This is a genomic window from Oenococcus sp. (genome assembly GCF_047725585.1).
Lineage (GTDB): Bacteria > Bacillota > Bacilli > Lactobacillales > Lactobacillaceae > Oenococcus > Oenococcus kitaharae_A.
This window is the reverse complement of sequence record NZ_JBDNNF010000003.1, coordinates 231,745-251,489: the sequence shown is the minus strand read 5'-3', so window position 1 is coordinate 251,489 and position 19,745 is coordinate 231,745. Positions and strand designations below refer to the sequence as shown.

The following is a 19,745-nucleotide window of genomic DNA, read 5'->3' as shown; positions in this document are numbered from 1 at the left end:
AGGGCAGTTTTTTAATTAATTGTTTTTTTACAAAAATTTTGTCATATAATGGCAGCAAGCAATTTAAAATATTTTAATTAATTTACCATATATGATAATGATGATGGTGACGAGTTGCTTGTGGGAGGCCTCATGGCAAAAAAGAGTAAACAACAAAAATCTGGGTTAACCGCACTATTCAAATATGCGGAAATCAAAAAATCTTTATTAACGACTGGCCTGATTTTTTCCATCCTCAGTGCTGCTTTGTCCTTGGTCTTTCCACTGTTCATTGCGAATTTGATTGATAGTTTTAGAAAACATTTTTCGCTTCCGCTTGTGTTGGCCGTAATTGTGACGCTGCTGTTTTCCACCTTGTTCAGTGTGTTGAACAGTTACACGATGGGCAAAGCCAGTCAGACTTTTATTGCCTCGATTCGGAAAAAAGCATCAGCTCGCTTGATGAATATACCGATCAAATTCTTTACGGATAAACAATCCGGTGAAATTTCTAACCATATTGCCAACGACACCCAATCAATTGATCTCTTGATCCGTCAGAATGTCTCTTCCTTTATTAGCGGTGTGATTTTGGTAATTGGCTCGATTGTAATCTTGTTTCTGATTAATTGGTCTTTGACGCTGATTGTCCTGCTGGCTCTGATTGCCGTGTTTTTAATTCTTTCACCAATTAGCAACATTCAAAATAAGACTTCGGCCAGTCTGCAAAACGAACTGGGCCATTTCTCCAGCCGCTTGAATCAAGTTGCATCTGAAATTCGCATGATTAAAAGTTTCAATGGCCAAGAATCGCAAAAAGAAAAGCTGGATGACAGTGTCGACCGTCTGTACCGTTTTAATATGAAGGTTCTAAAAATCAATTCATTACTGGACCCAATCGAGTACACGATCCTCTTTTCCAGCATTTTCTTTGTCCTGATTATCGGCGGCCTGATGGTCTCTTCAAGCGGCATGACGATCGGTGCTTTAGTTTCCTTCTTTATCTATTTCTTGCAAATCATGACTCCAATTAGCAGCATCGCTCAGACGATTAATCAGTTTCAATCAGCCAATGGTGCTTCTAAATGGCTGGTCGCTCTGCTGCAAACAGGTGAAGAGACCGACAATCAGCAACTGGTTCCGGCAGGTACTTTTGCTTCGCCCTTAGTCTTTGACCAAGTCTCTTTCGCCTATAATCCGAAAGCTGATGTTTTGTCAAACCTAAATTTCAAAATTCCAGCTGGCAGCGTGACGGCTTTCGTCGGGCCTTCAGGCGGCGGCAAATCGACAATCATTTCGCTAATCGAAAAGTTTTATCTGCCCAGCAAAGGGGAATTATCCATGGCCGGAAAAAATATCCAAAATTTCGGCCTGCATTATTGGCGTGATCATGTCGCCTATGTGCCTCAACAGGGTTCCGTGCTGGTCGGGACGCTGCGTGATAATCTGACGATTGGATTAAAAAAAGAGGTTTCCGACGAGCAAATCAATCAAGCTTTGAAAGATGCTTCGGCTTTTGATTTCGTTGAAAAACTTCCTAAAAAATTAGATACTGATTTGTCCGAACGTGGTGCCAATCTTTCTGGCGGCCAGCTGCAGCGGATTATGATTGCCCGGGCCTTTTTAAAACAAGCCGATATTTATATTTTTGATGAAGCCACAGCCAGCTTGGACAGCCAATCTGAATTCTTTATCCAGCAAGCTATCGATAAGATCAAAGCCAAGGCCACGATTATTATGATCGCTCATCGGTTGGCAACTGTTAAAAATGCCGACCAGATTCTCTTTTTGGATCACGGTCAAATTACCGGCGAAGGTACACATGATGAGCTGTATAAAACCCACCCGCTTTACCGTAAATATGTTCAAGAACAGCTGCTCAAACAGGGTTAAAAATATCCCATCAGCTTAAGCACACACCTCTCAAGAGTCCTATGAATAGACTGTCTTAGTTGTAACTTGTTATATGAAAGGAATTCGATCGATGGACACAAAAGTGAGAAAAGTCGGGAATGCATTTGGCGTGGTCTTTTCTATAAAACTTGTTCTTAAAGAAGGGCAAATCTGTGTGACCAAACATGCGGTCCATGGTCTTTTATTAGGAGAAATTCAAACAAAAAAGTCCGAAATCGAGACTGGTTTTAATGATTTTAAAAATGGTCGCTATCGTTCTCTAGAGGATTATGCCAAGGAATTAGGAATAAAGTTCTGAGAACCGTTCTATTTGCCCTTGGATCCTACTCAACTACAGTTTGAAACACATGAGTGAGCAGATCATTGACTCAGAAAAAATTGCTTTACAAAACTGAGCCACCAAACAAGGCACTTGACCAAAATAAATTATTCTTTTAAACTTGCCCGACACAGCCACAATGTGACTATGGCGACCAAAAATAAAATCAAAAAATTGATTTCCAATCCCTGTCGTGCTCCTAAGAGCACATTGCCTTGCTGCGCCTGCATAAAAGAAATAATCGATGATGAAATTGCGATTCCCACTGCGGCTGAATAGGATTGCGCCGTCATATAAATCGCGTTGCCATCGTTTCTTAGATGAACTGCTAGCTGAGATAGGCTAAAGGTCATGATGTTGCTGTAGCTTAGGCCGAGTCCGACCATAAAGAACATATAGATGACAATCAATCGGTTAATGTCTGACGTGATCAGCATGGCATACAAGAAGGTCAGTCCGATTATCGTACATCCACTGATAATTGGTAAACGGGGCGTGGTCTTATCGTAAATCATACCAGCAGCGACCGATAGCAGGGCATCAATCACAGCCGCGGGAGCCACTAGAATGCCAGCCAAACCGGGAGACTGATGGAAAAGTATTTGGAGAACATTGGGAATCAAGTAGGACATGCTAAGAGAACTGAATTGCAAAAGAAAAAAGGCACTGAGCAGTCTTACAAACTGTTTATTTTTAAAAAGACTTAATGCCAACAATTGATTGCTTTTATTTTTCTCGCTATGAAGGAAAATCATGCCGCTTAAGCAGGCTACGCCCAGCAAAGACAGATTCAATTGAATTGAGCTGCTATTGGCAGTTAAGTTGACCACAAACATCAAAGCAGTTGTCAGAAAAATTGCTAAGAAAAAGCCGCCGCGCGCATCAAAAGCAACATGGCGGACTGGTGTAACCTGTTTGATGCTAAGTTCGCCGACTACCCAGGCAGCAATAATGAAAGGCACTAAAATGATAAATAGAAAATGCCAATTCAAGGTGTCCTGTATGATGCCGCCATAGATGGGTCCTACTGCTGGTGCAAAAGCAATCACAAGACTACCTATTCCCATAAATGTGCCCACTTTTTTCTGTGCCACTTGATTTAATATCGTGGCGAACATTAAAGGCAAAGCGATGCCATCAGCGATTCCCTGACATAAACGACCGAGTAAAACCAATTGAAAGCTGTTGGCATAGCCTGCAATCAAGGTACCTGCTAAAAAGCTTAAGCAGGAAACTCTAAATAAGGTAATCACGCGAAAGCGTTTTAAAAAGAATGAACCAAATGGAATTAGGCTCGTCGAGACTAGCATGTATCCGGTAGTCAACCATTGAACTTGACTGATAGGAATGACAAAAATCTCTGTCAGTTGTGGAAAGGCAATGTTTAAGGCTGTTTCGACAACTATTCCCAAAAAACTCAAAAAGCCGATCGAAATAATCGCAGCCAATAATCTTATATTTTTCACTCGATACAAAAAGCTGCCTCCTGGATGTGAGTTTTCTCGTTGTTTTCAGAAACATCTATGAACTAGCGAAACTTCAAAAGCAGCTCTAAGTGCTGGACTGCTTATGATTTTAATGACAATGTTCATTATGACTTAAATTAATTTTCAAAGTCAGCCTTACTAATTCAAAATCGCAAACGGGCCACTAGGGCATATCTAATTGGTCTTTTTGATTGCGTGTTTTAATAGAAAAAAGTTGAAACGGCATTAGAAAGATGTTTCCTAGCTAATGCAGCAGACCGTTGGTAATAATATTTGGATTGCACTGGCACGGTGTATCGGGATTATGCTGGTGGCCTACATTTTTGCAGTGCGTGCTTACCAGCGGAAAACGGCTTAATATTTTTATGGTTTAATTTGTCATTGATATGGACAAAATCGTCTTATTTGAGGGCTGAATCGTCACAATGACGCTTTTCCACCATAAATGGTCAAATTGGGGGAATTTTCTAATTGACGCCGGTCCAAAATCGGCCCAGCTGCTTTGATTAAATTTCTAACAGCGGGCAATTTCAATGAATCATTATGGGCGGCTTCATTCTCCCAAACTTCATAAACATATACAGCATCAGGCTCATGTGGATCCATTCCGACAATATAACAAAAACAATTGCCAACTGGTTCTAATTCTTTCGATGCTTTTAATAAAAGTTTTAGCAGTTGATCACCGTTTCCCTTGGTGGCCTGTAATTTACTAAACTTACAAAACTTGTTCATCATAATGGGATGCCTCCTTTTTGTTCGTAGTGTAGACTTTGCCGCCAGGTTATTCAATGATGATGTTGCCAAATTTTATAACAAAACTCGGTGTCGCAACTGTCTTCTCAGTAGCTATTTGGCATCCAAGCAAGGATAATAGTTAATATGCCTGAATTACCAGACAATTGTTATACCTTTTCCGTTGCAGAACTCGCTGAGATTAAAGAGACTTATCAATTACTGTTAGCTGATAAGCAGCACATAATAGACAGTTTAAAAAACGAGAGAGACATTTCCAATGGAATCTGGTCATTCTATTAGTTTCCTTTGTTCTCAGCCTCAGTCTTTGTTGGCTGACCATTCGTTTGTTGGGCTTTGTTTTCGGCATGCTGGCTCAAGGCATGGATTTAAGATCGATCTCCTCAACACTTGCTAGGTATCCCACCACAATTTTAATCATCATGAGCGGTCCGCTGGTGATGTTGCTGGTGATCATTGAATTTGTTTGGATCAAACACAAGAAGGATTTGGACCGATACCTGTTCAACCAATTCCCAACTTCTGCTGTCCGCTATAACCACACTCCTTACCTGAAAACTTTTCATATCCAACAAATGATCAAATTACCTGACTACTTGATTATCTGGCCAGTAGCTAAAGAAAGGCAGATCATACCCACACCTGACCAGGTTTCTTGCTGGATCATTAGAAAAGCCGACCAGCCAGCTATCTATAACAAGCTATCTACGACTTACTACAATAATCTGTTAAAGAATCCGAAAGCTAGTCGTTGGGTTGATTACTGGCTAATCGATGGGACAAAGAAAGACAATTAATTAACTCGAAATATTGAAGAGCTATGAGACCCACTGCTATCAGCAATGGGTTTTTGTGAGATTATAGGGTAGTTGTATATAAAGGGTATTATCTTTAATTTCAACTGTATTGATAGATTCAGTTGGCAGAACGACTGGCTGCATAGGTTGTGAACTCCTTAGTTGCAGAAAACCAAAAAATGAAATACAATGATGTAGTACGATGGTAAACATTTGGAGGCGAAATACAATGAGTACAAGCGTGATTAAAAATAAAACAGTTTCAACACGTGTGACTTTGGATATTGATCAAAGAGCCAAAAGCAATTTGGCCAAGCAGGGCCTCACTATTTCTGAGTATATTCGTTTATCTTTAGTTAAAGCGGCCAACAATGAAGTTCGTTTAGTCAGCTTTTTAGATTCTCCTGAAGCCTTAGAAGCAAAAAGAGAAGCTGAAACAGGACAAGTCAAAACGATTGGTTCCTTAGATGATTTCGATCACTGGGTTGATCAGTTAGATGCAAATTAAACAAACACCGTCATTTGAACGCCAACTAAAAAAATTAGCCAAGAAACATTTTCCTGTTTCAGTCTTAAAGGCTTGTTTAAAGGCTCTGGCCGAACAAGATCAGGCTATCTTAAAACGGATTAAGGATCACGCTTTAAAAGGAAAATGGCGGGGCTATCGTGAATTTCACCCTGCTAGGTATGGCAGCTATGGTCAAATTTACGATAGCTGGATTGTGATCTATCAGCTAAACGACGAAGAATTAGTTCTGTTATTAGTTGCAACTGGTTCCCATGAAATCTTAGATCAATGAAATCAATACGCAGGATTATCCTATGTTACTGTCGACCAGTATACAGGTAACTTCCGGGGTTAAAAGAAAGATTTAAATTAAAAGCCTCTCCATGATTTCTCATGGCAGAGGCTTTTTTATATGTACCATCATTAAGAGGATAATAAATTTAATTCTAAGAAAAGGAGATAATCCGTGTTGCAAAACAATAACCAAAAAGCCGGCCAAGTGTTCCGTCGCTTACGCAAAGACCGCGGTTATTCAGCGAAAACAGTTACGACCAATATTATGTCAGTTTCTCTGTTACGCAAATTTGAAGAGGGTAGTTGTGATATTGTCTCAACAAAATTGTTAGCCTTGTTACGGCGTCTGCATATCAGCTATAACGAGTTCTCTTTTCTGCTGCAAGGACAGCAAGAAGATGAATACACAGCTTTTTTAACCGAACTGTCTGATCACTATTACAAAAATGATCTCAAAAAACTGGAAACGATGTACCACTGCCAAGCTCAAAATTATCAACTGACTCAAGATCCATTTTATCTAGTGACTCAAGCCACGGCCGCTGTCTTGATTCAAGACTTAGAGCCATCTTTTGTGATTGATCATGCACTGGCCGATCACTTAAACAACTATCTTCTAGCCACGAATGATTGGGACAGCTTTCAGATTGCGACTTTAGGCAATTGCCTACCTATTATCAATTCCAAGATGATCATGCTGATCCTTCGTGAATTAGATGAAAAGGTTCACACTTTTGAAAAGATCGCCGATAATTATGAACGCTACCTGTCTCTGTTGGCAAATACGATTGAAACTCTCATGAATCGTCGCTTGATTGACCAGGCCAAAAGCGTCTTGCATCACATGCAGCAATTAGCCATTCCGGAAACAATGTCACAAGCTAGGATCAAGATGACCTTCTTGGCCAACCTATTAGAAAACAACAGACAACAAGGTATCGATAAAAATCAGCATCTCTTAGAACTGCTCAGATTGTCTGGGCCCACTTTAGCTCAAAGCTACGAAGATTACATGACCAGTTTTTTGCAGCAATCCAGCTAAAAGTCACCATATCTTGTTACTTTGTTTCACGGCCCACAACAACAGGTATACTAATGACAAATTATGGAGCGTTAATATGAATCAGATCTACTTCAAATTTGAAATGAACAAACTCTGGCAGCGAAAAACGACTTGGCTGTTTTCATTGACTTTAATTCTTTGTCTGCTTATTGGCTTTGGTGGCCAGTTCTACTTGCAAAGACAATTTGTCACGCAGTATACAGCTCGATTGCAACAACATATTAAGCGCGGCCGGCGGCAAGAAAAAGTGGGCATCACTAGCCGTCGCTTCATGAACCCTTTTCAAACAGAAAAGCAGGCCTTAAAACAGCCGACGCGTTATTTTCGCGATTACTATCGTTTTATGCAGCGAGCCAGAACCGCTGCCGACTCAAGCAAAGGTGACTTGTTCAGCCCGCTCATGGTGGGCTTTGACAGTTCTGGCAGTTCCGGTTTCGATCCTATGACGATTCAAGCCACTTACGACCAGCTCACACTGATCAAACAACAGCATCTGCCAACTATGTTTCCCACGCGCTTATTACTCAACGAAAATAGTCGTGCCAGCTATCAGGGCGACCTGACCAACTGGTCGGCTGATGCTGCCCTCTATGGGGCTCACTTTTATACTTATGGCTGGTATTTTCTCTGGTCGCTAGTGACTAACAATTATGTATCTTTTCTCTTATTTGTTGTGTTAGCCTTGTTGGCTTGCGCTTTTGTCAGCAGGGAATTGACTAAAACACATCCTACTTATCACTTGCTTTGGACTCAAGGAATTAAGCCGGGCAATTTTTATCGGAGTAAATACGTCCTGTTGTTAGCTTACTTTTTACTGAGTTGTTGGTTAGCTGTCGGTGTCTTGTTGCTGGTGACTCTCTTAACTGGGCATTTAGGCAGCCTGGCCTATCCGGTTTTTCATTGGCAAACAGACGGTAGTTATGACTTTCGTCCTTTATCAAGTATGCTTGCTGCTGGCGGCTTGGTCTTCATCTTGGCTGCGGCATTTGTTTTAGCTGTCAGTTTTTTTCTTCTCAATTCTGATTAAAGAGTTCTGGGGTGCAAGCATCGCCACGATCTTTGTGATTGTTAGTGGGGCCTTCGTCAAGCAATTGTGGTTTTTGCCTGTCGGCTATTTGAATATCGGTCAGACAGTCGACGGCTATCTTTTTTTAAATCACTTCTCAAACAGTCTCTGGCTGCCTGCCGCTGTCCTGCTGAGTTATACCTTGCTGATAGTCCTAGCCGGCTGGTCCTTATTAAAATGGAAAAGAGGTCTCTAAGATGATTTTAGACATCCAACAACTTTCACTGTCCTTTAAGAAAAAAAGCATTTTCAAGCAAACGGCATTAAGCATTTCCCAGCCGGGTATCTATGGTTTGGTAGCACCCAACGGTTCTGGAAAAACCACACTTTTAAATCTGATTGCTAATCTATTAGTCCCTGATGCAGGTTCGATTAGTTTGTTTGACAAGCCGGATAACCAGCAGCGCTTCTTTCAATCGGCGAGTTTTTTACAAGATAATACCGTTCTCTATGATTATCTGACGGCCTATGATCATTTAAAACTGATTTGCCAGCTGCGTCAGATTCCTTTATCTCAGATCACTAAAATTGCCCAGCTGTTAGACATGACTGACTACCTGACTCAGAAAAAAGTTTCGGCCTTTTCTTTAGGCATGAAACAACGCCTGCTTTTATCCATGGCCTTGATTGCAGATACGCCGCTGGTCTTGTTAGACGAACCGCTAAATGGGCTTGATCCAACTAGTCTGCAAATTATTAGAAAGACCTTATTAGCCATGAAAGAACATGGCAAAACACTATTGGTCTCTTCTCATAACTTAGATGAGCTGGATAAAGTCACTCGCAAAATCTTTTTTATCAAGAATCAACAAATCTTTTATAAAGAGCTCTCGAGTAACGAATCCTCTGAAGCCGTCTATGAGAAGCTCTACATGAGTCAGCCATGAGAAACTTAATTGCTTTTGAATACTTAAAGACACGCAAAAGCCTCAGCCGTTTAATTCCTTTAGGCTTCTTTTTGCTTCTGCCAATCGCGATCTTCTTTTATCAAACACAGCAGGTAGCTCTTTATCATCGTTCCATGTCCGGACAGATCCAAACGACGCATGCCGCTATTAGCAATAGCTATTTAGCTGCCAGTGCGCAGCTAAAAAAGACAAGTAAAGGTTCGCAAACCTACATAGGATTATCTGCCCAAATGACTCAGTTGTCCCATTTAGGCCGTTTAGCTAGCAAAGTTTCCAATGATTTTGATAGCCAGCAAGGCCAGCCATTTTTAAGGGATACTTTGACCTTGCACCGGCAAATGACCCAGTATACGACTCAGCATCCTGAAGCTGATCTCGGCTTTTTCATTAGTGATCAGGAACTAGCGCGGTATGCCTATCTATCTCGTCATCATCTGGCTCTAGAACAGCCGACTGTTTCGGCGGTTTTCCCTAATTTTCTCGTGATCTTGGCGAGCTATCTGTTTTCACCTCTTGGGATTTTCGCCATAGTCTTGGTCATTGCTATTGGTTTTTTAATTGACGCTAAATCTCCGACTTATCGCTTGTTCTATACTAATTCACCTGATAGCGGTCGTTGGGTTCGTGCTTTTCAAGGCTATTTTGTCGGGCAGTATCTGATAGGACTGGTTGTTTCATTAGTTATTGCTATTAGCCTCTCATTATTTTCTTCAACGCCCTATCTGCGCAGTGGGCATTATTCTTGGACACGGCCTGTCTTTTTAGGCATGCAGCTGCCTCGGATCAGCTCGCGCTTTTTCTTACAATTATTAAACGGTTCCTTAGCTGTTTTCTTTGCCTTGGCTCTCTTTCAAATCGTTGTTTTAGTCAATAAAAAAGAGCTCACGGCTCTGATCAGTTTTATTGCTTTACTAGTCGCGGGTGAACTAACAGCCTTTTTCGGTCACAGTTCTTTTAATCCTCTGAACGCCTTGGCTTGGCCTGTGCAGATTGTGCAAGGCAGTCCGGTCACAGAGCACCCGCTTAGCCTCTTATTCTTGGTGCTTTTTACTGTTTGCCTGCTATGGCTGGCTGGCCGATTGCGTAATCGGACATGAGAGTATGATGGCTCGTTTTTGAAAGATTGAGTGAAAAAGGAAATCAGTGGATGGGAACATCATTAAAAAACCTTATGAGCCCAAAGGGCTATTCTGGCAACCTCGGTTTTTCTCAGCCTTTAAATTGGGCCTTTGACCAATTTGCCGAAGATGATTCTGGTGCCAGCGGCGTGCCGGCCATCGATTATGTCAATGTCTCTCACGAAGATGAGGGGGTCCTAGCTTTAAACGCATCCGTCCAATTAAGCCGGATCTTTGATACCGAGTTTGCGCCTTTAAGATCAGCTTACCTGGGTGGTTCTTTGACTTGGGACGGACCAGAAATTACCTTGTATGACAATAAACTGTTAAAGCTCACGGCCCAATTAACCACCAGTGTAAGTTCAGGTGATAGCGATATTCAATTCAATATTTCAGCTGGCCAGTTAGAAAATGGGTTTGAGGCATCACTATCGACTTTCTTAGGACCACAAGTTTCCGCTAAGCTCAAAGGAAGCCTAGCAGATAAACTCGAAGATATTGCGGCCGGCATTGACACAGGGCTTTTAAAAATATCATGGCCTGGTTCAGGAACTGGAGTTGGCCTTTCTATTACTTTGATTAACAACAAAAGTGAAATTAATGGTGTGGAAACCAGTTCAGCCATTATACTAAAGGCAAGTATTCATTTGGTACCCCTTAGCCAGCAAGAAGCATCCAACGAATATCAAGAAGGAAATCAAAATATAGCACGTTTTGGACAGATGTCACCTCAAGAACAACGAGGTCTGGCAACGTTGCTTGTTTTTGGTTTAGCAGCAGCTGCTGTAGTGGTGACCGATGGCACTGGTTATCCGCTCATTCTAGCATTATTGGACTCTTTACTAGGCTAAAAATAGCGACTTGATATGACTAAAAATCCAGACAATTTTTATACCTTTTCTGCTGCAGAACTGACTGAGATTAAAAATGCTTATCAGCTGTTACTAGCTGATAAACATGCGCATAATCGACAGTTTAAAAAGCGAGACCGCTTCTTTTCAGGAGCATTAATTGTGGGGGTTATTGCCATTCTGCTCGATCTGCCTGACTCCTGGATAGCCCTACAAGTCATGTGGTCAGTTTCAAAGCTCCTGATCAAAGGGATGGATCTGTCTCCTTTATCCGTGTCTATCCAGCGTATTGGGTTAGCTACTTTTATTTATGGCATGTGTTCGCCCCTGATAGTGGTCTTGATTGTAGTCATCATGATCCTATTAAAACGCTTGAAACATTTCGATCAGTTTTTGTTGGCTCGTTTCCCCACCAAAACTAGCCACTTTGATTCAATGCCTGCGGCTAACAGCGCATTAGATGATTTAAAGATCCGACAAATGATCAAATTACCTAGCTACTTGATTGTCTGGCTGGCAGCTAAAGAAGCTCATACCATCGCTTCTTGCTGGATCATTAGAAAAGCCGACCAGCCAGGTCTCTATGAAAAACTGCCTACGACTTATTACAATCATCTGCTTAAGAATCCTAGAACTCGTCGTTGGGCTGATTACTGGCTAATCGATGGGACGCAGAAAGACGATTAATTAACTTCAAGTATTGAAGAGCTATCGGACCCACTGCTATCAGCAGTGGGTTTTTGTTAGACTAAAGGGGCAGCCGTTAATAGCTGCACCCTTTTCAAAAACGAAGGATGGAAGACCTGTTGAAAGACAGGTCTTTTTTGCTGTGCTGACAATGGCCAAACTTATGCCTGTGTGGCTGTTTCTTTAATATCCAGCATTTAATCTTTAATCCCACTGTTGGATTTTTTTAACTAAGTTTAATTGTGATACTGTTTCAAAGGTTAAAGAAAAAGCACTGCTCTAGTAGCGCTTTTTTCTTAATTAATTGCGCAGCCTGGACTGGCCGTTTGGACTCACAAGATAAATGCCGACTGTCCCACTGCCACCGTTAGCTGCCAGTGATTTAGAAGTCACGACGACTTGATAATCACCATTCGCAACCGCACTGTCTTCATAGACAAAGTCACCTTTATCGATGCCTTGTGCTTGTAAAAGCTGTCTTTGCAGGTCCACAGCTTCTTGGGCATTATGCACACGAATCGTCCGGTCTGGCTTATCTGTTGGGGCATTGGGTGCCACTTTTTTATATCGATCGAATTTAGCGGCATCTGCAGGTACCTGATTTTCTGGCCGGACTTGGCCGTTGGCATAAACCAGATAATTCCCAGTCTGATTCAAGTTATCAGCCGTATTCGGAGCTGATACAGAGCATTCATAAATCCCATCTGTATAAGCCAAATAGCTGTAGGTCAGAGCAGGATTATTAATAGCAGTTCTTAAAGCCTGCAGTGCTTGGTCAGAATTGCTAACCGTCTTGGCGCTGGCTTGACTAGATGAGGTACTGCTTGATGAAGAGGACTCTGAAGAACCGGCACTGGCCTCGGCTTTTGATTGGCTGCAGCTAGATTTAGACCTTTGAGAAACAAGATCAGTGGGTGACTGGTTGTTTTTGCGGTTGGTGAACTGAAAAAACAACAAGACTAGGATTAATAGGGCAATGACGCTTGTTGTTGCGATGATAAGCTTTCTTTTCATGTATGCTCCCTTATTGGTTACGAAAGCATTTTATCATAGGATATTTTTTGATCCGTTTTATCACGCGACGACGCTGCATGCCTATCCAAAATATTTATTTCGGCTGCTGGATTTTTTCGTAAACACGACCATCATCGGTACGCTTGAAGAAAGCAAAATCGACCAAGTCCCGCCGTACAGAAACATAATCTGGGAAACTAATAACCCCTTGGATCTGGGCGTTGATATCTGTTTCGCTGAGTTCTCCGGCAGGAATTTTGTCTGCGATATAAGCTAGGACTTCGGTCAAACGATTCCTTTTTTTCGGCAGCATAAAAATCAAACCGTCATTCATATAATTTTTAACAATTGTTTCGCTATCGGCCATCTTTAATCTTTCTTGGAATAGATATATTTAAATTATCATAAATCGCAGGTTGTCTTTTCACCACCTAATTTACAATCTGCAACTGGCCGTTAGCCAACTCCAAAACCTGGTCATAATCCTCGTACCAAGCTTGTGGTACCTGATGTTCAACATCAATCAAGGTCATCGGCAATTGCATCATACTTTCATGCAGTAATTTCGCAGTTGCCGCATCGAGAGACCCCAGACCCTCGTCAACAATCAACCAGCTGCGTTCGTGAAGCAGAGCCCTAGCCATTTCAACTCGCCGTCGTTGTCCGCCGGATAATTTGTCTCCTTTGGGCCCAATCACAAAATCCAGGCCGCGCTGTTCTAATATAGAAGCTAATTGGCTCTCGAGCAAGGACTTTTCGATTTCAGTATCCGTAAAATCCTGAAAAAGGGTCAAATTATTTCGCAAACTGAGATCAAATAAGTTAGCATCCTGCTGCACATAGGCAAATTGGCTGGTATCAACAGTTAACCCGGCCTGATCGTTAACCAAGACTTGGCCTTGGCTCGGTGTTAGTTCACCCATCAGTGTCTTTAAAAGAGTTGTCTTGCCGGCGCCGGATTCACCGATCAGTAAAATTTTCTGGCCAGCTGCCACAGTTAAATTGAGATGGGCAAAAATCGACCGCTGATTCTGTTTGATAGTCACATCTTGCAGGCTGAGTTTGGTCATTTGTGGCAGCGAAGGCTGTGCTGATAGTGTTGGATCAGATTCATTAGTCGTTTGCTGGATTAAATGCTCGATGATTGGCTCAGTCGATTTAATCTGGTTATAGTAGCTAATCGCATTCATTAAAGGCGAGGTGATACTGCCGGCAGCCATAAAAGCGGCCAATAAACTACCGACTGACAGCTGGCCATTTAACACGAGCAGGCCGCCTAGGAATACCGGCAGCAGATTGGCAAAAATCATGAATAAGTCCGCAAAGGTGTTGACTGAAACGCGATCAAAATTATAGTGGTAATAATACTTTTCTGTGCGGTCCACCAAAGTCTTGATAAATCTCAAAAAAGCTTTCTCGGCTTGATAGCTGACAATGGTTTCAGCACCATGAACGGCATCGGTGACCTGTTCAGTCGTCTGCTGATTGGATTGAGACCATCTTTTGGTGTTGCTTTGTAATTTTTTGGCAAACAGTTTTGGCACAAACAAGGGCAGAAGTGATGTCAGCACAAACACAGCACCAACCTGCCAATTTAAATAGAAAACATAGCTACTGGCAGCTAAAAACAGAAAAATGCAGTTGACCAGATTAATTGAAGCTGAGACAGCGCCATTTTCAATTTGTTTAACATCATTTAACAGAAAGGAAATTTCAGAGGCTGCACTTTCTTTCATCTGACCCACGGGGCTTTGGTAAAAATGAGTCAGCAGAGCCAGCTTGGTTTTCGTGTTGATCTGCCAGATTGTGCGGTACATATATTTTTGCCAGAAGAAACCAACTAGCTCGACAAAATACTGGCCTAAAAGCCCCCACAAAACAGCGAGTATTAACAGGTGCAATGACCGTTTGAACAAACCATCTGCGGCATTACAAAAGCATCAACACTGATCAGCAGTGCAAAAATAATCGAGAGAAAGTAATCCTTTTTATTCACAAATCTTTTCAGAAAAACAATCATGCCATTTTTAGTAATTGTTTGATCACGAGCCGTTGTTCAGATTTTTCCTTTAATAAAGTATACGACTATCAATAGATTGTCTAAGTGCACATAGTTATTTACAGGCCTAATTTTTAAAATAATTGTTTTTCTTCCAAGAAAATAGTCGTCTGAATTGAGAAAAACAGTTTCATTGTCATAAGATATTTAATAAACAAAGAATAGTGCGTCAATAGGAGTAAAAAATGAATCTACATATCGATCCTTTATCTGTTTCAAATTCAAAAATCAATGGTTTAAAAATTTATCCAAGCCAAAATGGTGACCGAGGGGCGTGGCACTGTCCGCGAACTGTATCGCCAGAGTAGTTATGCAGACGTTTTGCCAAGGACTGTCTCTGCTTGGAGCCAAGTGAATCTCACTAGAACTCGACGTGGTGCTGTCCGCGGCCTGCACGGTGAAACTATGGCCAAACTTGTGACGGTTGCTTATGGATCGGCTTTTGGCGTCTATGTGGATACAAGGCCTGAAAGTGATACAGCCGGCGCAATTGAGACGGTGGCTCTTAAGCCGGGTGTCCAAGTTTTTGTTCCTCAAGGTGTTTGTAACGGGTTTCAAGCACTCGATGATGATACTGAATATCTGTATTTTTTTGATAACGAGTGGGTCTCAGGCATGTCGGGAACGGCCTTATCTCCCTTAGACCCTGCCTTGGCAATTGCTTGGCCGATCCCGATTGATGCAAATAATCGTGAACAGATATCTGAAAAGGATGCTAAAGCCCCGAGTTGGCGCGATATCACCGGTTTATAAAAAAATGACAGATTTCTGTCATTTTTTAATTTGCGATCTATAAACTGTCTCCAATTTTTTAATAATTAATCTGCTTCGACATAGGCTGCTTGTTCTTTCCAGGCGGCTGTCAGTGTCTGGCCTAGTTCTTGGATGCCGCGTTTGATATTGGCAATTGATTCGCCTGTGAAGTTGATGCGAGCGCCGTTTTGAATTGTGCCGGAAGGGAATAGATTCGTAGAAGGTGTGAAACGCACGCCTGTCTGCGGAACCAGTTGTTTGTCTAAAAAGTCTGCCATATTAAAGTCTTCGGGCATTGTCAGCCAGACGAAGAAGCCGCCTTCAGGTTTTGTAAAACAAGCCTGGCTAGGCAGATACTTAGCCATTGCATCCAGCATGGCATTCTTCTTCTCACGGTAGTTATCACAAACGATCTGAATATGTTTTTGCAAGTCGTTTTCATCCAAATAAGCATTCAGAATCGACATCATCAAATTGCTGGATTCGATATCGGCACCACTTTTCAAAGCCAGAATATCGCGATACAGATTGTCGTCAGCTGTCAGCCAGCCCATACGCAAACCTGGTGCAATAATTTTAGAGAAACTGCTGACGTAAATCACACGACTTTGTGTGTCCAGCGATTTCACCGTTGGCAGATTTTCACCATCGTAACGCAAATCACGATAGGTGCCGTCTTCTAGAATAATCACATCGTAACGGTTGGCTAAATCGATCAAACGCTGCCGTTTCTCCAGAGACATAACCACGCCAGTCGGATTCTGGAAATCAGGAACTGTATAAATCATTTTCACAGTATGTTCTTTCAATACTGCTTCAAGACTATCCATATCCATGCCGTCTTCTGCCATTGGTATCTCATAGAAAGTCGGCTCGTAAGCCTGAAAAGCAGCTAAAGCACCAATGTAAGTCGGGCCTTCGACAACTAGGCCGTCATCTTTATTCAACATGAGACGGGCTGTTAAATCAATTGCCTGCTGAGCGCCTTGGGTCAGCATGATATGATCAGCATCCGTATGAATACCGTCTTTTTGAGCCATTTTGTCAGCTAATTTCTGCCTTAAAGCTGGCAATCCAGCGGCCGTATTGTATTGCAATAATTTGTCCTGGCCTTGTGAAAAGACATGCTGCGTTGCGCGGTCCAAAGCGTCTTTGGGAAAAAGGGCGGGATCAGGATAACCGGCTGAGAAAATAATTTGATTAGGCTGCGCCGGCGCAAAGAGTTTGTCCAAGCCGCTATGTGATGTTCTTTCGATTCTGCTTGCTAATTGATCCATGTGATTCACCTCAAAATTTTTAAAAGTAACCGGCTATTTGGGTCTTGTACTTTTCCTCTCTAATGTTATCCTCAGGTTATGGATAAGTAAAATTCAAGTTTTTCATAAATAGATGAAATAAATTCACTATAAGGAGTTTTCATGGCTAATTTTTCTTACGAAGTCTTTGCAGCAGTAGTCGAAAAGGGCAGCTTCTTCCATGCCGCCCAGTCTTTGAATGTGACACCAAGCGCCGTCAGCCACTCGATCAATCAGTTAGAGACAGATCTAGGATTTGCCTTGTTTTTGCGGAATCGCAGCGGCGTTGAATTGACTAATGACGGTAAAACAGTGCTGCCCGTCATTCAGTCGATTTTAAATACAGAAGAAGAACTGCGCCAGGTTGCTGATAATATCAAAGGACTGAACAGCGGGCGGATTCGCATTGGTGCTTTTAGCAGTGTTTGTATCAATTGGCTGCCGACCATTTTGCGGCGTTTTAAAAGCGAATATCCTCAGATTGAGGTGACGATTTTTCAAGGCGATTTCAATCAGATTGTCGCCGGTGTCCGTGAGGGGACGATTGATATCGGCTTTAGTTCGCTGCCGATCGAAGACAATCTTTTGGTTCAGCCCTTGATCAAGGATCCGATTTATTGTGTCGCCCCGACAGATTTTGTGCCACAGGACGGCAAGGCCGTGACGAAAAAAGACATTGGCAAACGGCGCTTTATTCTGCAGCAGATTGATTATGACCGTGATACGAAAAACGCTTTGGATCGCTACAACGTGACACCGAATTCATTAACTTATTCCATTGACGACCAGTCGATTTTATCGATGGTCGAAAGTGGTTTGGGCCTTGGCATTCTGCCAAAATTAGCTTTGAAAAAACTGACTGGGGATGTCCATATTTATCCTTTTGATAGAGAATTTGCCCGGACAATTTGTTTGGTTATGAATAAGACACAAGCACAGGCACCTTCAACCAAACGCATGACTAGCGAGATCAATCGTTTTCTGAAAGAAAGCTATCCTGATCGCTTATTCGCCTAAATAAAAAACGAAGAAATAAATTCTCCGTTTTTAAAAATGACTGATTACTGATCTTTAAGCCAATGACTTTGAGCTGGCTTTGTCTTTTAGATAAGCAACCAATTCCTGGATCGTGATAAATGGCAGATGAAACTTTTCAGCCATTTCTGCTAGATAATCTTGACGTGCCATGTGGCCGTCAGGCAGTACAATTTCGCAAATAGCACCTACTGCTGGTTCGCCAGCCAGCTTAGCCAAGTCAACTGCTGCTTCAGTATGCCCCTGGCGTTCCAGTGTACCGCTCGCTGCTGCGACCAATGGGAAAGAATGGCCGGGATGAACAAAATCACTGGCTTTGGCATCGCTTTTAGCCAGCTGCATGATCGTAGCCGAACGATCGAAGGCCGAGATACCGGTTGTAACGCCAGTCGCTTCATGGCTGCCGTCCAAAGAGATCGTAAAAGCCGTTGCATTGATTTCTGTGTTGTGTTCGACCATTGGCTTAAGTGCTAATTTGTCGGCAATTTCAGCCGAAATTGGTGTGCAAAGTAATCCGCGTGCTTGCGTAATCATGAAGTTGACGTTTTGCGGTGTCATTTGAGAACCAATGCCCAGAAGATCACCTTCGTTTTCACGTCCTTCATCATCTGAAATAATAATCAAACCGCCTGCTTTTAACTGCTTAACTGCTTCATCAATCGTCGAATAGCTCATTTTCCGTCCGCCCATTTTATTTTTTTGTGAAACACTGCAAGTGTACTGCGCCATTATTTCGAAAATGTAACTGGAAGATTGTTTTAATATTATTTGCTGACTGATAGGTGAATCGAACTTTTGATTTGCAATTAATACTAATTTTGTTTATAATTAAATTTGATTACACCAAAATAATTACTAAGGAGAAATACTTATCGAGTACAAGAAAAATGATTCAGAATTCAATCACATGATCCATGGCGAGCTTTATCACCAGGACGAAGAGCTGTTTGAGCTAAATATGCAGGCGAGGGACAAGCTCTATGAATATAATCATTTGACGTATCGAGATTTAGATAAGAGAAAAGAAATTCTAGGCGGACTGTTTGGCGATGTCGGCGAAAATGCTTTCGTAGAGCTACCATTACAGGTTGACTATGGTTTCAACATTCACATTGGGGATAATTTTTTTGGTAATAATAATTTGACACTAGCTGATGCTGCTCAAATCAGCATTGGTGATAATGTCCTGATCGGTCCCTATACAGGCATTTATACAGGCGGGCACAGCATTGATCCAGAGTTGCGTACAAAGGCTGGTGCTGAATATGCCTTTCCAGTTACGATTGGTGATAACGTCTGGATTGGGGCTAACGTCACGATTACGCCAGGCACTAAGATTGGTAAGAACAGTGTTATCGGTGCTGGTAGTGTTGTTACTAAAGACGTTCCGGAAAACGTTGTTGCTTATGGTAATCCAGCTAAAGTCGCACGGCAAATCAATGATAAAGATCGTGAGTTCTACTTTAAAGATCGTAAAACGCCACAGCGTTTCTTTAATCAGCTGGCCAGCGATGAAGTCTTCCACCGTTAAATCAAAAACATCTGCTAAATAGCGGGTGTTTTTTTATTTCTCTTGAAAACTGCGTATAAACAAGCATAGGAATTCGAAGGAGGAAATGAAATGATCACAATGATGGAAACTTATAGGAACGAGCTGGCTTTGAAATATCAGCGGTTAATCGAGAACCGCTGGTTTTGGGAAGTTTTCGCGGTTGTTGTGCTACTAATAGTTGCTTCATACGCATTTTATTGCACACATAAAGGGCTGAATTTTTCAGGGCATATTAAATTACATTGGCCACATTTTTGGGAAATGGGTATTGCCTGCAGACGATAAAGTTG

22 protein-coding genes and 1 pseudogene are annotated in these 19,745 nt (G+C 42.0%); 16 read left to right on the top strand and 7 right to left on the bottom strand.

What is annotated here, in order from left to right:
- Positions 1 to 132: 132 nt before the first annotated feature.
- Both ABF487_RS05780 and ABF487_RS05775 read left to right on the top strand, forming a co-directional pair.
- Positions 133 to 1,872, top strand: coding sequence for an ABC transporter ATP-binding protein (locus ABF487_RS05780; RefSeq protein ID WP_263779749.1), 1,740 nt, complete (start codon positions 133 to 135; stop codon positions 1,870 to 1,872).
- Positions 1,873 to 1,945: 73 nt separating this feature from the next.
- On the top strand, positions 1,946 to 2,191 hold the full coding sequence (locus tag ABF487_RS05775) for a hypothetical protein (RefSeq protein WP_415634783.1): 246 nt from the start codon (positions 1,946 to 1,948) through the stop codon (positions 2,189 to 2,191).
- Between the two features lie 128 nt (positions 2,192 to 2,319).
- Here ABF487_RS05775 and ABF487_RS05770 read toward each other — a convergent pair whose 3' ends face one another.
- Both ABF487_RS05770 and ABF487_RS05765 read right to left on the bottom strand, forming a co-directional pair.
- Positions 2,320 to 3,687: an MFS transporter gene (locus ABF487_RS05770; RefSeq protein WP_415634782.1), complete on the bottom strand. Its 1,368-nt coding sequence runs from the start codon at positions 3,685 to 3,687 to the stop codon at positions 2,320 to 2,322.
- A 432-nt stretch (positions 3,688 to 4,119) separates the two neighbouring features.
- Positions 4,120 to 4,437, bottom strand: coding sequence for a putative quinol monooxygenase (locus ABF487_RS05765; RefSeq protein WP_412178722.1), 318 nt, complete (start codon positions 4,435 to 4,437; stop codon positions 4,120 to 4,122).
- 347 nt (positions 4,438 to 4,784) lie between these two features.
- On the opposite strand from ABF487_RS05765, the gene ABF487_RS05760 reads away from it, so the two are divergent.
- The 10 genes from ABF487_RS05760 (at position 4,785) to ABF487_RS05715 (ending at position 11,747) form a co-directional block, all read left to right on the top strand.
- A complete protein-coding gene (locus ABF487_RS05760; RefSeq protein WP_415634781.1) occupies positions 4,785 to 5,252 on the top strand; it encodes a hypothetical protein in 468 nt (155 codons plus the stop codon).
- 229 nt (positions 5,253 to 5,481) lie between these two features.
- Positions 5,482 to 5,760 carry a type II toxin-antitoxin system RelB/DinJ family antitoxin gene (locus tag ABF487_RS05755; protein ID WP_007745251.1) on the top strand — a complete coding sequence of 93 codons (279 nt, stop codon included), beginning with the start codon at positions 5,482 to 5,484 and terminating at the stop codon, positions 5,758 to 5,760.
- Positions 5,750 to 6,052: a type II toxin-antitoxin system YafQ family toxin gene (locus ABF487_RS05750; RefSeq protein ID WP_007745252.1), complete on the top strand. Its 303-nt coding sequence runs from the start codon at positions 5,750 to 5,752 to the stop codon at positions 6,050 to 6,052. Before ABF487_RS05755 ends, ABF487_RS05750 begins: the two co-directional genes overlap by 11 nt.
- Before the next feature lie 177 nt (positions 6,053 to 6,229).
- Positions 6,230 to 7,096, top strand: coding sequence for a hypothetical protein (locus ABF487_RS05745; RefSeq protein WP_415634780.1), 867 nt, complete (start codon positions 6,230 to 6,232; stop codon positions 7,094 to 7,096).
- A gap of 76 nt (positions 7,097 to 7,172) precedes the next feature.
- Positions 7,173 to 8,144 (top strand): hypothetical protein, encoded by a 972-nt coding sequence (locus tag ABF487_RS05740; protein ID WP_415634779.1) that lies wholly within the window; start codon positions 7,173 to 7,175, stop codon positions 8,142 to 8,144.
- Positions 8,145 to 8,178: 34 nt separating this feature from the next.
- Positions 8,179 to 8,379 carry a hypothetical protein gene (locus ABF487_RS05735; RefSeq protein WP_415634778.1) on the top strand — a complete coding sequence of 67 codons (201 nt, stop codon included), beginning with the start codon at positions 8,179 to 8,181 and terminating at the stop codon, positions 8,377 to 8,379.
- A 1-nt stretch (position 8,380) separates the two neighbouring features.
- Entirely contained in the window at positions 8,381 to 9,070 is a 690-nt protein-coding gene (locus ABF487_RS05730) for an ATP-binding cassette domain-containing protein (RefSeq protein WP_415634777.1), read from the top strand.
- The gene (locus tag ABF487_RS05725) at positions 9,067 to 10,188 is read left to right on the top strand and encodes a hypothetical protein (RefSeq protein ID WP_415634776.1); all 1,122 of its coding nucleotides are present in this window, start codon (positions 9,067 to 9,069) and stop codon (positions 10,186 to 10,188) included. The genes ABF487_RS05730 and ABF487_RS05725 overlap by 4 nt, the downstream gene beginning before the upstream one ends.
- Before the next feature lie 50 nt (positions 10,189 to 10,238).
- Positions 10,239 to 11,060, top strand: a complete 822-nt coding sequence (locus ABF487_RS05720; RefSeq protein ID WP_415634775.1) for a hypothetical protein — start codon at positions 10,239 to 10,241, stop codon at positions 11,058 to 11,060.
- Between the two features lie 15 nt (positions 11,061 to 11,075).
- Entirely contained in the window at positions 11,076 to 11,747 is a 672-nt protein-coding gene (locus ABF487_RS05715) for a hypothetical protein (protein WP_415634774.1), read from the top strand.
- Positions 11,748 to 12,047: 300 nt separating this feature from the next.
- On the opposite strand, the gene ABF487_RS05710 is transcribed toward ABF487_RS05715, so the two are convergent.
- The 3 genes from ABF487_RS05710 to ABF487_RS05700 form a co-directional block, all read right to left on the bottom strand.
- Positions 12,048 to 12,761: a hypothetical protein gene (locus ABF487_RS05710; protein ID WP_415634773.1), complete on the bottom strand. Its 714-nt coding sequence runs from the start codon at positions 12,759 to 12,761 to the stop codon at positions 12,048 to 12,050.
- A gap of 94 nt (positions 12,762 to 12,855) precedes the next feature.
- Positions 12,856 to 13,128, bottom strand: a complete 273-nt coding sequence (locus ABF487_RS05705; protein WP_415625207.1) for a DUF2087 domain-containing protein — start codon at positions 13,126 to 13,128, stop codon at positions 12,856 to 12,858.
- A gap of 64 nt (positions 13,129 to 13,192) precedes the next feature.
- Positions 13,193 to 14,677 carry an ATP-binding cassette domain-containing protein gene (locus tag ABF487_RS05700; RefSeq protein ID WP_415634772.1) on the bottom strand — a complete coding sequence of 495 codons (1,485 nt, stop codon included), beginning with the start codon at positions 14,675 to 14,677 and terminating at the stop codon, positions 13,193 to 13,195.
- Between the two features lie 328 nt (positions 14,678 to 15,005).
- Between ABF487_RS05700 and ABF487_RS05695 the strand changes: the two are divergent.
- Positions 15,006 to 15,573: pseudogene (locus ABF487_RS05695) on the top strand (dTDP-4-dehydrorhamnose 3,5-epimerase family protein).
- Between the two features lie 65 nt (positions 15,574 to 15,638).
- Here the strand turns inward: ABF487_RS05695 and ABF487_RS05690 are convergent.
- On the bottom strand, positions 15,639 to 16,850 hold the full coding sequence (locus ABF487_RS05690; RefSeq protein WP_415634771.1) for a PLP-dependent aminotransferase family protein: 1,212 nt from the start codon (positions 16,848 to 16,850) through the stop codon (positions 15,639 to 15,641).
- A 141-nt stretch (positions 16,851 to 16,991) separates the two neighbouring features.
- On the opposite strand from ABF487_RS05690, the gene ABF487_RS05685 reads away from it, so the two are divergent.
- Complete coding sequence (locus ABF487_RS05685; RefSeq protein WP_007745279.1) at positions 16,992 to 17,885, top strand: LysR family transcriptional regulator; 894 nt, start codon at positions 16,992 to 16,994, stop codon at positions 17,883 to 17,885.
- A gap of 54 nt (positions 17,886 to 17,939) precedes the next feature.
- On the opposite strand, the gene ribB is transcribed toward ABF487_RS05685, so the two are convergent.
- Complete coding sequence (ribB, locus tag ABF487_RS05680) at positions 17,940 to 18,632, bottom strand: 3,4-dihydroxy-2-butanone-4-phosphate synthase (protein WP_415634770.1); 693 nt, start codon at positions 18,630 to 18,632, stop codon at positions 17,940 to 17,942.
- A gap of 178 nt (positions 18,633 to 18,810) precedes the next feature.
- On the opposite strand from ribB, the gene ABF487_RS05675 reads away from it, so the two are divergent.
- Together ABF487_RS05675 and ABF487_RS05670 are read left to right on the top strand one after the other, a co-directional pair.
- A complete protein-coding gene (locus ABF487_RS05675) occupies positions 18,811 to 19,434 on the top strand; it encodes a sugar O-acetyltransferase (RefSeq protein ID WP_415634769.1) in 624 nt (207 codons plus the stop codon).
- 90 nt (positions 19,435 to 19,524) lie between these two features.
- Complete coding sequence (locus tag ABF487_RS05670; protein ID WP_415625200.1) at positions 19,525 to 19,740, top strand: hypothetical protein; 216 nt, start codon at positions 19,525 to 19,527, stop codon at positions 19,738 to 19,740.
- Positions 19,741 to 19,745: the final 5 nt, after the last annotated feature.

Bases quoted from the DNA above. Each gene is read 5' to 3' on its own strand.
- ABF487_RS05780 (WP_263779749.1), top strand. From the start codon at position 133: ATGGCAAAAAAGAGTAAACAACAAAAATCTGGGTTAACCGCACTATTC.
- ABF487_RS05775 (WP_415634783.1), top strand. From the start codon at position 1,946: ATGAAAGGAATTCGATCGATGGACACAAAAGTGAGAAAAGTCGGGAAT.
- ABF487_RS05765 (WP_412178722.1), bottom strand. From the start codon at position 4,437: ATGATGAACAAGTTTTGTAAGTTTAGTAAATTACAGGCCACCAAGGGA.
- ABF487_RS05755 (WP_007745251.1), top strand. From the start codon at position 5,482: ATGAGTACAAGCGTGATTAAAAATAAAACAGTTTCAACACGTGTGACT.
- ABF487_RS05750 (WP_007745252.1), top strand. From the start codon at position 5,750: ATGCAAATTAAACAAACACCGTCATTTGAACGCCAACTAAAAAAATTA.
- ABF487_RS05740 (WP_415634779.1), top strand. From the start codon at position 7,173: ATGAATCAGATCTACTTCAAATTTGAAATGAACAAACTCTGGCAGCGA.
- ABF487_RS05730 (WP_415634777.1), top strand. From the start codon at position 8,381: ATGATTTTAGACATCCAACAACTTTCACTGTCCTTTAAGAAAAAAAGC.
- ABF487_RS05725 (WP_415634776.1), top strand. From the start codon at position 9,067: ATGAGAAACTTAATTGCTTTTGAATACTTAAAGACACGCAAAAGCCTC.
- ABF487_RS05720 (WP_415634775.1), top strand. From the start codon at position 10,239: ATGGGAACATCATTAAAAAACCTTATGAGCCCAAAGGGCTATTCTGGC.
- ABF487_RS05715 (WP_415634774.1), top strand. From the start codon at position 11,076: ATGACTAAAAATCCAGACAATTTTTATACCTTTTCTGCTGCAGAACTG.
- ABF487_RS05710 (WP_415634773.1), bottom strand. From the start codon at position 12,761: ATGAAAAGAAAGCTTATCATCGCAACAACAAGCGTCATTGCCCTATTA.
- ABF487_RS05705 (WP_415625207.1), bottom strand. From the start codon at position 13,128: ATGGCCGATAGCGAAACAATTGTTAAAAATTATATGAATGACGGTTTG.
- ABF487_RS05690 (WP_415634771.1), bottom strand. From the start codon at position 16,850: ATGGATCAATTAGCAAGCAGAATCGAAAGAACATCACATAGCGGCTTG.
- ABF487_RS05685 (WP_007745279.1), top strand. From the start codon at position 16,992: ATGGCTAATTTTTCTTACGAAGTCTTTGCAGCAGTAGTCGAAAAGGGC.
- ribB (WP_415634770.1), bottom strand. From the start codon at position 18,632: ATGGCGCAGTACACTTGCAGTGTTTCACAAAAAAATAAAATGGGCGGA.
- ABF487_RS05675 (WP_415634769.1), top strand. From the start codon at position 18,811: ATGATCCATGGCGAGCTTTATCACCAGGACGAAGAGCTGTTTGAGCTA.
- ABF487_RS05670 (WP_415625200.1), top strand. From the start codon at position 19,525: ATGATCACAATGATGGAAACTTATAGGAACGAGCTGGCTTTGAAATAT.